Origin of the sequence: Kitasatospora sp. NPDC001261, from assembly GCF_042896795.1 — a bacterium.
GTDB lineage: Bacteria > Actinomycetota > Actinomycetes > Streptomycetales > Streptomycetaceae > Kitasatospora.
Genome location: NZ_JBIAXP010000006.1, coordinates 267,756 through 280,603, shown reverse-complemented (window position 1 = coordinate 280,603; position 12,848 = coordinate 267,756). Strand labels below are relative to the sequence as shown.

13 protein-coding genes are annotated in these 12,848 nt (G+C 74.6%); 4 read left to right on the top strand and 9 right to left on the bottom strand.

Features of this window, described 5'->3' with window-relative positions; all coding sequences use genetic code 11:
* The first annotated feature begins 44 nt into the window (after positions 1–44).
* Positions 45–968, top strand: coding sequence for a hypothetical protein (locus ACFY4B_RS10895; protein ID WP_387967207.1), 924 nt, complete (start codon positions 45–47; stop codon positions 966–968).
* 7 nt (positions 969–975) lie between these two features.
* On the opposite strand, the gene ACFY4B_RS10890 is transcribed toward ACFY4B_RS10895, so the two are convergent.
* The 8 genes from ACFY4B_RS10890 to ACFY4B_RS10855 all read right to left on the bottom strand — a co-directional run bounded on the left by ACFY4B_RS10890 (position 976) and on the right by ACFY4B_RS10855 (position 8,837).
* Positions 976–1,764, bottom strand: coding sequence for a type III pantothenate kinase (locus ACFY4B_RS10890; protein ID WP_074001702.1), 789 nt, complete (start codon positions 1,762–1,764; stop codon positions 976–978).
* 47 nt (positions 1,765–1,811) lie between these two features.
* On the bottom strand, positions 1,812–2,780 hold the full coding sequence (nadC, locus tag ACFY4B_RS10885) for a carboxylating nicotinate-nucleotide diphosphorylase (protein ID WP_049660205.1): 969 nt from the start codon (positions 2,778–2,780) through the stop codon (positions 1,812–1,814).
* Positions 2,781–2,784: 4 nt separating this feature from the next.
* The gene (locus tag ACFY4B_RS10880) at positions 2,785–4,455 is read right to left on the bottom strand and encodes an L-aspartate oxidase (protein ID WP_387967205.1); all 1,671 of its coding nucleotides are present in this window, start codon (positions 4,453–4,455) and stop codon (positions 2,785–2,787) included.
* A gap of 15 nt (positions 4,456–4,470) precedes the next feature.
* On the bottom strand, positions 4,471–4,920 hold the full coding sequence (gene panD, locus ACFY4B_RS10875; RefSeq protein WP_074001700.1) for an aspartate 1-decarboxylase: 450 nt from the start codon (positions 4,918–4,920) through the stop codon (positions 4,471–4,473).
* Positions 4,921–4,973: 53 nt separating this feature from the next.
* Entirely contained in the window at positions 4,974–5,879 is a 906-nt protein-coding gene (gene panC / locus ACFY4B_RS10870) for a pantoate--beta-alanine ligase (RefSeq protein WP_074001699.1), read from the bottom strand.
* A complete protein-coding gene (locus tag ACFY4B_RS10865; RefSeq protein WP_074002121.1) occupies positions 5,866–6,810 on the bottom strand; it encodes a Rossmann-like and DUF2520 domain-containing protein in 945 nt (314 codons plus the stop codon). Before ACFY4B_RS10865 ends, panC begins: the two co-directional genes overlap by 14 nt.
* Positions 6,811–6,913: 103 nt before the next feature.
* Entirely contained in the window at positions 6,914–7,603 is a 690-nt protein-coding gene (locus ACFY4B_RS10860; protein WP_049660140.1) for a response regulator transcription factor, read from the bottom strand.
* 37 nt (positions 7,604–7,640) lie between these two features.
* Positions 7,641–8,837, bottom strand: coding sequence for a sensor histidine kinase (locus tag ACFY4B_RS10855; protein ID WP_387967311.1), 1,197 nt, complete (start codon positions 8,835–8,837; stop codon positions 7,641–7,643).
* 165 nt (positions 8,838–9,002) lie between these two features.
* Here ACFY4B_RS10855 and ACFY4B_RS10850 point away from each other — a divergent pair, with 165 nt between their 5' ends.
* Positions 9,003–10,019 (top strand): SAM-dependent methyltransferase, encoded by a 1,017-nt coding sequence (locus ACFY4B_RS10850; RefSeq protein ID WP_074001696.1) that lies wholly within the window; start codon positions 9,003–9,005, stop codon positions 10,017–10,019.
* Positions 10,016–11,185, top strand: a complete 1,170-nt coding sequence (locus tag ACFY4B_RS10845) for an NADH-quinone oxidoreductase subunit D (RefSeq protein ID WP_049660332.1) — start codon at positions 10,016–10,018, stop codon at positions 11,183–11,185. Before ACFY4B_RS10850 ends, ACFY4B_RS10845 begins: the two co-directional genes overlap by 4 nt.
* A 52-nt stretch (positions 11,186–11,237) precedes the next feature.
* Here ACFY4B_RS10845 and ACFY4B_RS10840 read toward each other — a convergent pair whose 3' ends face one another.
* Positions 11,238–12,134, bottom strand: a complete 897-nt coding sequence (locus ACFY4B_RS10840) for a hypothetical protein (protein WP_387822721.1) — start codon at positions 12,132–12,134, stop codon at positions 11,238–11,240.
* 218 nt (positions 12,135–12,352) lie between these two features.
* On the opposite strand from ACFY4B_RS10840, the gene ACFY4B_RS10835 reads away from it, so the two are divergent.
* Complete coding sequence (locus ACFY4B_RS10835) at positions 12,353–12,835, top strand: hypothetical protein (protein WP_387967201.1); 483 nt, start codon at positions 12,353–12,355, stop codon at positions 12,833–12,835.
* Positions 12,836–12,848: the final 13 nt, after the last annotated feature.

The following is a 12,848-nucleotide window of genomic DNA, read 5'->3' as shown; positions in this document are numbered from 1 at the left end:
GCGTCACGTCACGTCAACCCACTTGGTAGAGAGGTTGGTTCAGCATGTCCGCAGAGCACGACGGGCCCGAGGGGCGGTTCGAGCGGGCCTTCACCGAGGCCCTCGGCCGGGCCGGCGCGGCCTACGACACCGAACCCGGCCCGCTGGTCGACACCGGCTGGTCGCACGGCCGCCGGCTGCGCCGCAGGCGGCGGATCGGCACCGCGGCGGGCGCCGCCGCGCTGGCCCTGGTCGGGGTGGGCGGGGTCGCGCTCGGCGGCCTGCTGCCCGGGCGGGGTACGGCGGTGGCCGGTCCGGCGGCGGCCCCGTCCGCCGGTCCGGTCTCCGGCGCGGAGTTCCAGCGGATGCTCACCGAACTCCTGCCGTCGCCGACGGTGCAGGTCGGCGAGGCCCGGGGCACCGAGAGCGACACCCCGCAGCTGCGGCTGGTGGTGGACGACGGCCACGGCCCGGCGCAGTACCTGTTCTGGATCACCCGCTTCCCGGGTGGCGAGGACACCGACTGCCCGGCCGTGCCGACCGGCGACGACACCTGCACCGAGACCACCCTCCCGGGCGGCGGCCACCTGCGCCTCTACCAGGCCGGCACCCGGGACGGAGAGCCGGCCGGATCGAAGACCTGGTCGGCCAAGCTGACCGTGGACGGGTACCAGCTGATGCTCCAGGAATGGAACCGCAAGCCGCTGGAGCAGGGCACGCCGATCACCAGGACCGACCCGCCGCTGACCATGGACGAGCTCGCCGGGGTGGTCACGGCCCCGCGCTGGAAGCAGGTCATGGCGGCCATTCCGCAGGCCTCGGCGGTGGGTTCGCTCCCGAGCCCCCGGTTCGGGGTCTCGGTGCCGCTGCCGACCCCGCTGACGGGGCCGACGCAGTTCACCGTCGACGTGCCCCCGTGGTCCGGCCTGACCCCGCCGCCGGGGGGCGGCCCGATCACCCTGCCGGCCACCCCGACGCCCGCCAGCTGAGCGCCGCTCAGCTGGCGGGGCGGTTGCGCTCGTACACCAGGCGCAGGCCGATCAGGGTCAGCCAGGGCTCGTGCACGTCGATGGTGCCGGCCTCGCCGAGGACGAGCGGGGCCAGGCCGCCGGTGGCGATCACCTGGACGTCGTCCGGGTCCTTGGCGAGCTCCCGGGCCATCCGCTCGACCAGGCCGTCGACCTGGCCGGCGAAGCCGTAGAGGATGCCGGACTGCATGCCCTCGACGGTGTTCTTGCCGATCACGTTGCGGGGGCGGGCCAGCTCGATCTTGCGCAGCTGGGCACCGCGGACGCCGAGCGCCTCGACCGAGATCTCGATGCCGGGGGCGATCGCGCCGCCGACGTAGTCGCCGCGCGCGTTGACGGCGTCGAAGGTGGTCGCGGTGCCGAAGTCGACCACGATGCACGGGCCGCCGTACAGGTGGTTCGCGGCCAGCGCGTTGACGATCCGGTCGGCGCCGACCTCCTTGGGGTTGTCCATCAGGACGTGCACCCCGGTCTTCACGCCGGGCTCCACGATCACCGCGGGGACGTCGCCGTAGTAGCGGCGGGTCACCTCGCGGAGCTCGTGGAGCACGGCGGGGACGGACGAGCAGATCGCCAGGCCCTCCACCGCGGCCTCCTTCACCGCGGTGTGGCTGCCCATCAGCCCTTGCAGCAGCACCGCCAGTTCATCGGCCGTGCGGCGCGGATCGGTGGAGATCCGCCAGTGTTCCACCACGTCCTCGCCGTCGAACAGGCCGAGCGTGGTCTGGGTGTTGCCGACGTCGATGGTGAGGAGCACGGGGACGCTTTCTGCGAGTCGGGACGGGACTGCGGCCGACCTGACGGTCAGGCGCGCAGGTCCAGGCCGATGTCCAGGATCGGCGAGGAGTGGGTGAGCGCGCCCACGGCCAGGTAGTCGACACCAGTCTGGGCGACCTCGCGCGCGCTGGCCAGGGTCAGACCGCCGGAGGCCTCCAGCTTCGCCCGGCCGGCCACCAGCGCGACGGCCTCCTTCAGCTGACCGACGGTGAAGTTGTCCAGCAGGATCAGGTCCGCCCCGGCCTCCAGCACCGGCGTGATCTGCTCCAGGGTGTCCACCTCGACCTCGACCGGCAGCTCCGGGTACGCGGCCCGGACGGCGCGGAAGGCCTCGGCCACGCCGCCGGCCGCGACCACGTGGTTGTCCTTCACCAGCGCGGCGTCCGAGAGCGCCATCCGGTGGTTGGCGCCGCCGCCGCAGCGCACCGCGAACTTCTCCAGCGCGCGCAGGCCCGGGGTGGTCTTGCGGGTGTCCCGGACGACGGCGCCGGTGCCCTCCAGGGCGTCCGCCCAGGCGCGGGTGGCGGTGGCGATGCCGGACAGGTGGCAGAGCAGGTTGAGCGCGCTGCGCTCGGCGGTCAGCAGGTCGCGGGTGCGGGAGCGGACCGAGAGCAGCACCTGGCCGGCCTCGACCCGGTCGCCGTCCTCGACGTGCCGCTCGACCTCGAACTCCTCCTCGCAGACCAGCGAGACGACGGCCTCGGCGACCCGCAGGCCGGCCACCACGCCGGCCTGGCGGGCGGTGAAGTCGGCGGTCGCGACGGCCTCGGCGGGCACGGTCGCCACCGAGGTGACGTCCTCGCCGCCGGCCAGGTCCTCGGCGAGCGCCAGGGTGGCGATGTCCTCGACCTCGACCGGGTCCAGCCCGGCCTGCTCCAGCAGCTCGGCCAGCTGCGGGTCCAGACCGGTCTCGTAGCCCTCGCCGTCCCCGCAGGCGCAGCCGTCGCCGCAGCCGCCCTGGTCGGCCAGGGGGAGTTCCTCGTGGGAGTGGGTCATGGTTCTACTGCTCCTCAGGGGTGCTGACGGGACCGCCGGTGGCGGCGAGGGTGGTGATCAGGTGGCGCCGCCAGTGGGCGTCGTCGCGCTCGGGGAAGTCCTCGCGCCAGTGGCAGCCGCGGGTCTCCTCGCGCTGCGCGGCGGCCGCGACCAGGGCGGTCGCGACCAGCAGCAGGTTGGCGGCCTCCCAGGTCTCCACCCGGGGGTCGGCCGGCTTCTCCTCGGCCACGTGGGAGCGGGCCTGCTCGGCGAGCAGGGCCAGTCCGGCCGCGGTGTCGGCCATCGACGCGGCGGAGCGCAGGATGCCCGCGCCGCGCGACATCAGCCGCTGGATCTCGGCGCGCGCCTCCGACGGGGGCAGCGGGACGGGCTGCGCGGCGCGGGCGGCGGCGACGTCCACCGCGCGCTCGGGCAGGTCGCCGGCCGCGTCCAGCCCCGCCAGGTCGGCGGCGATCCGCTCGGCGAAGACCAGGCCCTCCAGCAGCGAGTTGGACGCCAGCCGGTTGGCGCCGTGCACCCCGGTGCAGGCGACCTCGCCGCAGGCGTACAGGCCGGGGACGCTGGTGCGGCCGTGCCGGTCGGTGCGGACGCCGCCGGAGGCGAAGTGCGCGGCCGGGGCGATCGGGATCGGCTCGGTGACCGGGTCGATGCCGTTGGCGCGGCAGAAGGCGAGGATGGTCGGGAAGCGGTGCTCCCACATCTCGGCGCCGAAGTGCCGCCCGTCCAGGAACATGTGCTCGGCGCCCTGCTCCTGCATGCGCCGGGTGATCGCCTTGGCGACGATGTCGCGCGGGGCGAGTTCGGCCAGCTCGTGCTGGCCGACCATGAAGCGGACGCCGTCCGCGTCCACCAGGTGGGCGCCCTCGCCGCGGACCGCCTCGGAGACCAGCGGCTGCTGGCCCTCGGCCTCCGGACCGAGCCAGAGCACGGTGGGGTGGAACTGGACGAACTCCAGGTCGGTGACGGCGGCGCCGGCCCGCAGGGCCAGGGCCACGCCGTCGCCGGTGGAGACCGCCGGGTTGGTGGTGGCGGAGAAGACCTGGCCCATGCCGCCGGTGGCGAGCACCACCGCGCGGGCCCGGACGGCGCCGACGCCGTCGCGCTGGCCCTCGCCCATCACGTGCAGGGTGAGCCCGGCGGCGTGGCCCGCCGCGTCGGTCAGCAGGTCGAGGACGAGCGCGTGCTCGATCAGCTCGATGCCCGGGTCGGTGCGGACGGCGGCGACCAGGGCGCGCGATATCTCGGCGCCGGTCGCGTCCCCGCCCGCGTGGACGATCCGGCGGCGGTGGTGGCCGCCCTCGCGGGTCAGCAGGACCTCGCCGTCCTCGCCCCGGTCGAACAGGGCGCCGGTGGCGATCAGCCGGCGGACGGCGTCCGGGCCCTCGGTGACCAGGGTGCGGACGGCCTCCTCGTCACAGACGCCGGCGCCGGCCACCAGGGTGTCGTCCAGGTGCTGTTCGGGGGTGTCCCCCTCGCCCAGGGCGGCGGCGACGCCGCCCTGGGCCCAGCGGGTGGAGCCTTCGTCCAGCACGGCCTTGGTGACCACCATGGCCCGCAGGCCGGCCTTGCGGACGTTGAGCGCGACGGTGAGGCCGGCGACCCCGGAGCCGACCACGACCACGTCGGTGGCGGCGGTCCAGCCGGGGGCCGGTGCGGTGAGGCGGTGCGTGGACATGGGTGGCTGGCTCCTTCAGCGCGAGACGGCGTCGGCCGCGCCGTTGCCGTCACCGTACGCCCTGTCACCCCGGAGCAGTCCGCTGCCCTCCGGGGCCTCCGCCGGGTCCCCGCCCAGGCCGGTGATCCGGTTCTGCTTGTCCACGAAGACGATCTTCGGCTCGTAGCCCTTGGCCTCGGCCGTGTCCATCTGCCCGTAGGCGATGAGTATGACGAGGTCGCCCGGGTGGACGAGGCGGGCGGCGGCGCCGTTGATGCCGATCACGCCGGAGCCGCGCGGGCCGGCGATGGTGTACGTCTCCAGCCGGGCGCCGTTGTCGATGTCGACGATGTGGACCAGCTCGCCGGGGAGCAGGTCGGCGGCGTCGAGCAGGTCCTCGTCCACCGTGACGGATCCCACGTAGTGCAGGTCGGCCTGGGTCACGGTGGCCCGGTGGATCTTGGACTTGAGCATGGTGCGGAGCATTGCGGGTCACGCCTCCTGTGAGTGCATGCCTGAAGGGGGTTCTTACTGCGGTACTACCGAACGATGATGCGGACGTTGTCGATCAGGCGGGTCGGGCCCACCTTCGCGGCGACGGCCAGCACCGCCTCGCCCTGGAAGTCGTCCGCCGCCTCGGAGAAGTCGTGCGGGTCGATCAGGGCGAGGTAGTCCAGGGTGACGCCCTCGGCGCCGTCCAGGGCGGCCGAGGCGGCCTCGCGGACGGCCTTCGGGCCCTGCGCGGCGGCGTCCCGGCCGGCGAACAGGGCCTTGGACAGGGCGAGCGCGTGCTCGCGGTCCTCCGCCGAGAGGTAGCGGTTGCGCGAGGACAGCGCCAGGCCGTCCTCCTCGCGGACGGTCGGCACGCCGACGATCTCGACGTCGAAGTCCAGGTCGGCGACCATCCGCTGGATGATCGCCAGCTGCTGGGCGTCCTTCTCGCCGAAGAAGGCGAAGTCCGGGTCGGTGATGTGCAGCAGCTTGGCGACCACGGTCAGCACGCCGTCGAAGTGGCCGGGCCGGGTGGCGCCCTCGAAGCGCTCGCCCATCGGGCCGGCCGCCATCCGCACCTGCGGCTCGCCGTTCGGGTAGACCTCCTCGGCGGACGGCGCGAAGACCACGTCGGCGCCGTGCTCCTCGGCCAGCCGCACGTCGTCGTCGAGGGTGCGCGGGTAGCGCTCCAGGTCCTCGCCCGGGCCGAACTGGAGCGGGTTGACGAAGACCGTCACCGCGACCCGGCCCTCGCGGCCGACCTGCTTGCGGGCGGCCCGGATCAGCGCGGCGTGGCCCTCGTGCAGCGCGCCCATGGTCATCACGACGGCGTTGTCGACCGGCTGCTCGTCCGGCCAGAACGCGGCCTCGAAGTCGTCCACGGTGCGGGTGACGACGGCCCGGTGGACCTTCGGCGTCCGCTGGGGCTTGTTCGGCTGCTTACCGCGTGCCATCAGTGCTCTCCTCGTTCAGTACGTCCAGCAGTGCCGCCGCCGACGTTTCGTCGATGGTTCCGTTGGCGAGCGCCCGCTGCGCGGTGGCGCGGGCCATCGCCCGGTAGGCCGCCGGGATGTCCGGGGACACCGTACTGAGCTGCGCCAGGTGGCGCCGCACGGTGCCCGCGTCGCCCCGGGCGACCGGGCCGGTGAGGGCCGCGTCACCGGAGCGCAGGCTGTTGTCCAGGGCGGCGCCCAGCAGCGGGCCGAGCAGCCGGCCGGGCTCGGCGACGCCGGCCGAGCGCAGCAGCTCCATCGCCTGCGCGACCAGGGTGACCAGGTGGTTCGAGCCGTGCGCGAGGGCGGTGTGGTAGAGCGGGCGGACCTCCTCGGGCACCCACTCCGGCTCGCCGCCCATCTCCACCACCAGCGCCTCGGCGACCGGCCGCAGCTCCTCGGGGGCGGTCACGCCGAACGGGCAGCCGGCCAGCCGGGCCAGGTCCACCGAGGTGCCGGTGAAGGTCATCGCCGGGTGCAGGGCCAGCGGCAGCGCCCCGGCCCGGGTGGCGGGCTCCAGGACGGCGACGCCGTGGGCGCCGGAGGTGTGCACGACCAGCTGGCCGGGGCGGACCGCGCCGGTGGCGGCCAGCCCGGCCACCAGGTCGGCCAGCGCGTCGTCCGGGACGGTCAGCAGCACCAGGTCGGCGGCGGCCAGCACCTGCGGCGGGGTGACGATCCGCACGCCGGGCAGCAGCGCCTCGGCGCGGCGGCGGGAGACGGCGGAGACCCCGGAGGCGGCGACCACGGTGTGCCCGGCGAGCTGGAGCGCCGCGCCCAGCGCGGGGCCGACCCGGCCGGTGCCGACCACGCCGACGGCCAGCCGGGCGGGGCGGTTGCCGGGGTCGCCTGGGTCGCCGAAAGCCTGGTCGGCGAAGTCGGACGGATTCACGTCCACCCTTGTCCTGCCTTGTCCTGAATGACCGTTCCAGTCCGCTCCACGGGTACCGGACGTACCGCCCCAGTCTACGGGGGCGCCCGGACGCCGAAGCGGCTCAGTCGCCGGCCCCGGCCCGGATCAGCCCGGCCTCGTACGCCAGCACCACGGCCTGGACCCGGTCGCGCAGCCCCAGCTTGGCCAGGATCCGGCCGACGTGGGTCTTCACGGTGGCCTCGGAGAGCACCAGCCGGGCCGCGATCTCGCCGTTCGACAGGCCCTGGGCGACCAGCAGGAACACCTCCCGCTCGCGCTCGGTCAGCGGGCCGAGGACGTCCGAGCCGGGAGCGCTCTGCGGGGTGGGCAGCACCTCGGCGAAGCGGTCGATCATCCGTCGGGTGGTGGTCGGGGCGACCACCGCGTCCCCGCCGTGCACCGCGCGGATCGCGGCCACCAGCTCGGTCGGCGGGACGTCCTTGAGCAGGAAGCCGCTGGCGCCGGCCTTGAGCGCGGCGAAGGCGTACTCGTCCAGGTCGAAGGTGGTGAGGATGAGCACGTGGGGGGCGTTCGGCAGCGGGCTGCCGTCCTCGGCGAGGCAGATCCGGCGGGTCGCCTGCACGCCGTCCAGCCGCGGCATCCGGACGTCCATCAGGATCACGTCCACCTCGGTGCGCCGCAGCTGCTCCAGGGCCTGCGCGCCGTCGCCCGCCTCGGCGGCGATCTCGATGTCGCCCTGCGACTGGAGGATCATCCGGAACCCGGTGCGCAGCAGTTCCTGGTCGTCGACGAGCATCACGCGGATGGTCAAGGTGGGACTCCTTGGAGGGGGTGGACGGCGGACGGGGCTAGTGGGCCGCCTTGAGCGGCAGGACGGCGCGGATCCGGAAGCCGCCGCCGGGGCGGGGGCCCACGTCGAGGCTGCCGCTGACCATGCCGACCCGCTCGCGCATGCCGATCAGGCCGTGGCCGAGGCCGTCCGCGCCGCCGGCGGCCAGGTGCTCGTCGGTGCTGCCGCGCCCGTCGTCCTCCACCAGGACGGCCAGCTCGCGCTCACCGAAGTCGACCGCGACCCGGGCGTGCGCGTCGGGGCCGCCGTGCTTGCGGACGTTGGTGAGCGCCTCCTGGACGATCCGGTAGACGGTCAGCTCGACGCCGCGCGGCAGCTCGCGCGGGTGCCCGGAGGTGGCGTAGTCCACGTCGAGCCCGGCGGTGCGGACCTGCTCCAGCAGCTCCGGCAGCTCCTCGACGCCCGGCTGCGGCACGTACTCCTCGGCCTTGGTGTCGGCGGTGCGCAGCACGCCCAGCAGGCGGCGCATCTCGACCAGCGCCTGGCGGCCGGTGGAGGCGATCGTGCCGAGCGCCTCCTTGGCCTGCTGCGGGGAGTTGTCCAGCACGTACGCGGCGCCGTCGGCCTGGACGATCATCACCGAGACGTTGTGCGCGACCACGTCGTGCAGCTCGCGGGCGATCCGGGCGCGCTCGGCGGCGACCGCCACCTTGGACTGGGCGTCCCGCTCGCGCTCCAGCCGGGCGGCGCGGTCCTCCAGCTCGGTCAGGTAGGCGCGGCGCACCCTGGTCAGCCGGCCCCAGGCCCAGCAGAGGATGAACGGCGTGCTCATCAGCAGCGTGATCAGCGCCGCCTCGCCGAAGGTGTACGGGCGGGTGTGGGCGTCGCCGGCCCGGTCGAAGACCGTCTTCACCGGCATCATCTGCCAGAACACCAGCGGCCCGGAGGCCAGGCCGGCCGTCAGGGCCAGCCGGGAGATCCACTTCTGGCCGAAGGCGGCGCCGGTGTAGGCGAAGACCAGGTAGGCGATCGAGGAGCCGGCCGGCGAGATGTCCACGAGTACCTGGCCGACGCCGATGGCGGCGGCGGCGGACACCGTGAGGTCGGGGAAGCGCCGCCGGACGACCATCAGCAGCGGCAGCACCACCGCGATCGCGAGCGAGACGTCGAAGCGCCAGCCCTCGTCGATCGAGGCGTCGTTCGGCACCAGGCCGGCGAAGAGCACCATCGCCGCCCAGGCGGCGTCGACCACCATGGGGTGACGGCGGAGCCAGGCGTTGAGTCGATGCACGTGTCCAGCGTAGGCAGTCGCTCCGTGTGCCCAGGTCCGCCGGTAGGGCGATCCGCCCTACTCCGTAGGTCGGAGAAGCACCCGATCCGATGGGGAGGGTCGACCGGGCGCCGGGTAGCGTCCAGCCCCATGACTTGGATGCGGTGGGCTCCCGCCATGGAACGGGCCCTGTACGACCCCGGGCAGGGCTTCTACCGCAGGCCGGAGGGCCCCGCCGGCCACTTCCGCACCTCCGTGCACGCCTCGCCGAGGTTCGCCCGTGCGGTGGCCCGGCTGCTGCTGGAGGTTGACGAGGCCCTCGGTCGTCCGGAGGAGCTGGCCCTGGTCGACATGGGGGCCGGGCGGGGCGAACTGCTCACCGGCGTCCTGGCCGAACTGCCCGCGGAGGTGCTGGCGCGGCTGCGCCCGTACGGCGTGGAGGTCGCCGACCGCCCGGCCGGCCTGCCGTCCACAGCCCTGTGGACGGACCGGCCGCCGCGCGGGGTGACCGGGCTGCTGTTCGCCAACGAGTGGCTGGACAACGTCCCGCTGGACGCCGGGGAGGTCGACGAGGACGGGGTGCTGCGCTACGTCGAGGTGGACACCGCGACCGGCGGGACCCGCCTCGGCGAGCCGGTCTCGGCGGCCGACGCGGCCTGGGCCGGCCGCTGGTGGCCGGTCGCGGAGCCCGGCGACGCCGTGGAGTTCGGCGGCCCCCGGGACGCCGCCTGGGCGCGGGCGGTGGCCGGGCTGGAGCGCGGCCTGGCCGTCGCCGTCGACTACGGGCACACCGCCGGGCGGCGGCCGCCGTTCGGCACGTACGCCGGATTCCGGGACGGCCGGGAGGTGGCGCCGGTGCCGGACGGCTCCTGCGACGTCACCGCGCACGTCGCGCTGGACTCCGTCGCCGTGCCCGGTCTCCACAGCCTGTGGACAACGCAGCGGGAGGCGCTGCGGGCGCTCGGCGTGAGCGGCGGGCGCCCGGCGCTCGCGCTGGCCACCAGCGACCCCGTCGGCTACCTGCGGGCGCTCAGCGGGGCGGGGGAGGGGGCCGAGCTGACCGACCCGGGCGGGCTGGGCGCCTTCGGGTGGCTGGTGCAGGCTGTCCGCATGACGGAACCAGTGAGCTTGGCGGGCCTGCCGGGATGGCAGACTCTGGGGGCATGAGGGAGACCACGGTCGGCATCGGGGCGGGAGCCGAGAACTTCACCGGCGCGGCGGGCACCACCGACATGGTGCTCAACATCGGCCCGCAGCACCCGGCCACCCACGGCGTGCTGCGCCTGAAGCTGGTGCTGGACGGCGAGCGCATCGTCAGCGCCGAGCCGGTGATCGGCTACATGCACCGGGGCGCGGAGAAGCTGTTCGAGGCCCGTGACTACCGGCAGATCATCATGCTGGCCAACCGGCACGACTGGCTCTCCGCCTTCTCCAACGAACTCGGCGTCGTCATGGCCGTCGAGCGGATGCTCGGCATGGAGGTCCCGGAGCGGGCGGTCTGGATCCGCACCCTGCTCGCCGAACTCAACCGGGTGCTCAACCACCTGATGTTCCTCGGCTCGTACCCCCTGGAGCTCGGCGGGATCACCCCGGTCTTCCACGCCTTCAACGGCCGCGAGGACCTCCAGCACGTGCTGGAGGAGGCCTCCGGCGGCCGGATGCACTACATGTTCAACCGGGTCGGCGGCCTCAAGGAGGACCTGCCGGCCGGCTGGCTCGGCCGGGTCCGCACCGCCGTCGCCACCGTGCGCTCGCAGCTGCCCGTCTTCGAGGACCTCGTCCTCGGCAACGAGATCTTCCGCGCCCGCACCGCCGGGGTCGGCGTCCTCACCCGGGCGCAGGCCGAGGCGTACGGCGTCAGCGGCCCCATCGCCCGGGCCAGCGGCCTCGACCTCGACCTGCGCCGCGACGAGCCGTACCTGGCGTACGGCTCCGAGGAGCTGCGGCAGGTGCTCACCGTGGTCACCCGCGAGGAGGGCGACTGCCTGGCCCGCTTCGAGTGCCTGCTGGAACAGACCCTCAACGCGCTCGACCTCGCCGACGCCTGCCTCGACAAGCTCGCCACGCTGCCGCCCGGCCCGGTCAACCAGCGGCTGCCCAAGGTGCTCAAGGCACCCGAGGGCAGCACCTACGCGTGGACCGAGAACCCGCTCGGGATCAACGGCTACTACCTGGTCTCGCGCGGCGACAAGACGCCGTGGCGGCTCAAGCTGCGGTCGGCGTCCTTCAACAACATCCAGGCGCTCACCGAGCTGCTGCCGGGGACGCTGGTCGCGGACATGGTGGCGATCCTGGGGTCGATGTTCTTCGTGGTCGGGGACATCGACAAGTAGGCCGGCGCCGCCGCGTGGGGCGGGCACCGGGGGCGGGCACCAGGGAGGCGGGTCAGTCCTTCTTGGCCTTCCTGACCGGGTCCGCCGGGTGCGGGGCCACCTTGCGGTCGCCCTTGGTGGCGATCCGCTCCTCGCACAGCCGGGCCAGCACCTCGTACCCCTTCCGGCCCATCAGCTCGGTGAGCTCGGGGCGGTAGCTGACGTACACCGCGTCCGCGCCCTGGTGGGCCGCCGGGGCGCCGGTGCACCACCAGTGCAGGTCGTGGCCGCCCGGGCCCCAGCCGCGGCGGTCGTACTCGCCGATCGTGACCTGGAGGTAGCGGGTGTCGTCGGGGCGGTCGATCCAGTCGTAGGTGCGGCGGATCGGCAGCTGCCAACAGACGTCCGGCTTGGTCTCCAGCGGCTCGCGGCCCTCCTTGAGGGCGAGCGCGTGCAGGGCGCAGCCGGCGCCGCCCGCGAAGTCCGGGCTGTTCACGAAGATGCACGCGCCGCCGACCCGGCGGGTCTGGCGGTCGCCGTCCTCGTCCAGCATGGTGATGCCGCCGTCGGAGACGATCCGGCCCTTGGCGTCGGTGCCCTCGGCGAAGTTCTCCCACAGCTCGGGGGTCAGCCGGGTCGCGTGCCCCAGGACGCGCTTCTCGTCGTCCTCGTCCGAGTAGTGCGCGCCCAGCGTGCAGCAGCCGTCCGACTCGCCGCGGCCCTCGCGGATGCCGTGGCAGCCCTGGCCGAAGACGCAGGACCAGCGGGAGGTCAGCCAGGTGAGGTCGCAGCGGAAGACCTGCTCCTCGTCGGCGGGGTCGGCGAACTCGACCCAGGCGCGGGCGAAGTCCAGCGGGACCTCGTCGCGCGGGATCTCGCGGCGCAGGCTCGGCATCGCGAGGTCGACGGGGGCGGGGGAGGCCTTGGGCTTCGCCTTGGACTTCTTCTTGGACGTTTCTGCTGGTGCCACCCGGCAAGGGTAGAGCTTTCGGGGGCGGGAGCGCGGTGGCGGGACCGGTGGCGGGGTCGGGGCCGGTTTGCGGCGGGGTCGGTGGTGGCGGGGCCGGCCGGGGTGAAGGCGGGGTGAAGAGGTCCGTCGGGCGCTGCGGGCGGGCCCGGGGGCGCGCCTAGGATGGCGGCCGGTCCGCGGCGGGGTCCGCGACGGGACCGCTACGGGGAGGTACGGGGATGGCAGGCGGCAGCACCGGGGCGTCCGGCGGCGCGGGCGGGGAGTTCGTCCTCAAGCCGTGGGAACTGCACGGCGAGGGCCGGGAGTTCGAGAAGCTCGGCGGCGAACTGACGAAGGCCGTCGCCGCCCTGGAGCAGGGCCTCGCCGCGCTCGGCGCCCCCTGGGGCGCGGACCAGCCGGGCAGCGGGTTCGCCACCGTGTACGGGCAGGCGCGCGGTGAACTCGTCGGCGGGCTGCGGGGGTTGGCCGGGCGGGTGGCCGGGGTCGGGGCCGGGCTGCACACGATGGCCGCGCGGACGGCGGACGCGGACAGCGCGGCGGCGGGCGGGTTCGGGGCGACGGCGGTGCCGGGGGTTTCGGGGGCGACGGCGGTGTCGGGCGTTTCGGGGGCGACGGCGGTGCCGGGGGTCGCGGGAGTTCCCGGGGTGCCGGGGGCAACCCCCGGGGTGGTGCCCGCCGTCCCCAAGGACATGTCGGTCTGACGGACCCGGCCCG

What these genes read in the sequence shown, in the direction of transcription:
- nadC (WP_049660205.1), bottom strand. Translation starts at nt 2,780, where the DNA reads ATGACCCACTCCCACGAGGAACTCCCCCTGGCCGACCAGGGCGGCTGC.
- ACFY4B_RS10880 (WP_387967205.1), bottom strand. Translation starts at nt 4,455, where the DNA reads ATGTCCACGCACCGCCTCACCGCACCGGCCCCCGGCTGGACCGCCGCC.
- ACFY4B_RS10855 (WP_387967311.1), bottom strand. Translation starts at nt 8,837, where the DNA reads ATGGTGGTCGACGCCGCCTGGGCGGCGATGGTGCTCTTCGCCGGCCTG.
- panD (WP_074001700.1), bottom strand. Translation starts at nt 4,920, where the DNA reads ATGCTCCGCACCATGCTCAAGTCCAAGATCCACCGGGCCACCGTGACC.
- panC (WP_074001699.1), bottom strand. Translation starts at nt 5,879, where the DNA reads ATGGCACGCGGTAAGCAGCCGAACAAGCCCCAGCGGACGCCGAAGGTC.
- ACFY4B_RS10835 (WP_387967201.1), top strand. Translation starts at nt 12,353, where the DNA reads ATGGCAGGCGGCAGCACCGGGGCGTCCGGCGGCGCGGGCGGGGAGTTC.
- ACFY4B_RS10850 (WP_074001696.1), top strand. Translation starts at nt 9,003, where the DNA reads ATGACTTGGATGCGGTGGGCTCCCGCCATGGAACGGGCCCTGTACGAC.
- ACFY4B_RS10895 (WP_387967207.1), top strand. Translation starts at nt 45, where the DNA reads ATGTCCGCAGAGCACGACGGGCCCGAGGGGCGGTTCGAGCGGGCCTTC.
- ACFY4B_RS10845 (WP_049660332.1), top strand. Translation starts at nt 10,016, where the DNA reads ATGAGGGAGACCACGGTCGGCATCGGGGCGGGAGCCGAGAACTTCACC.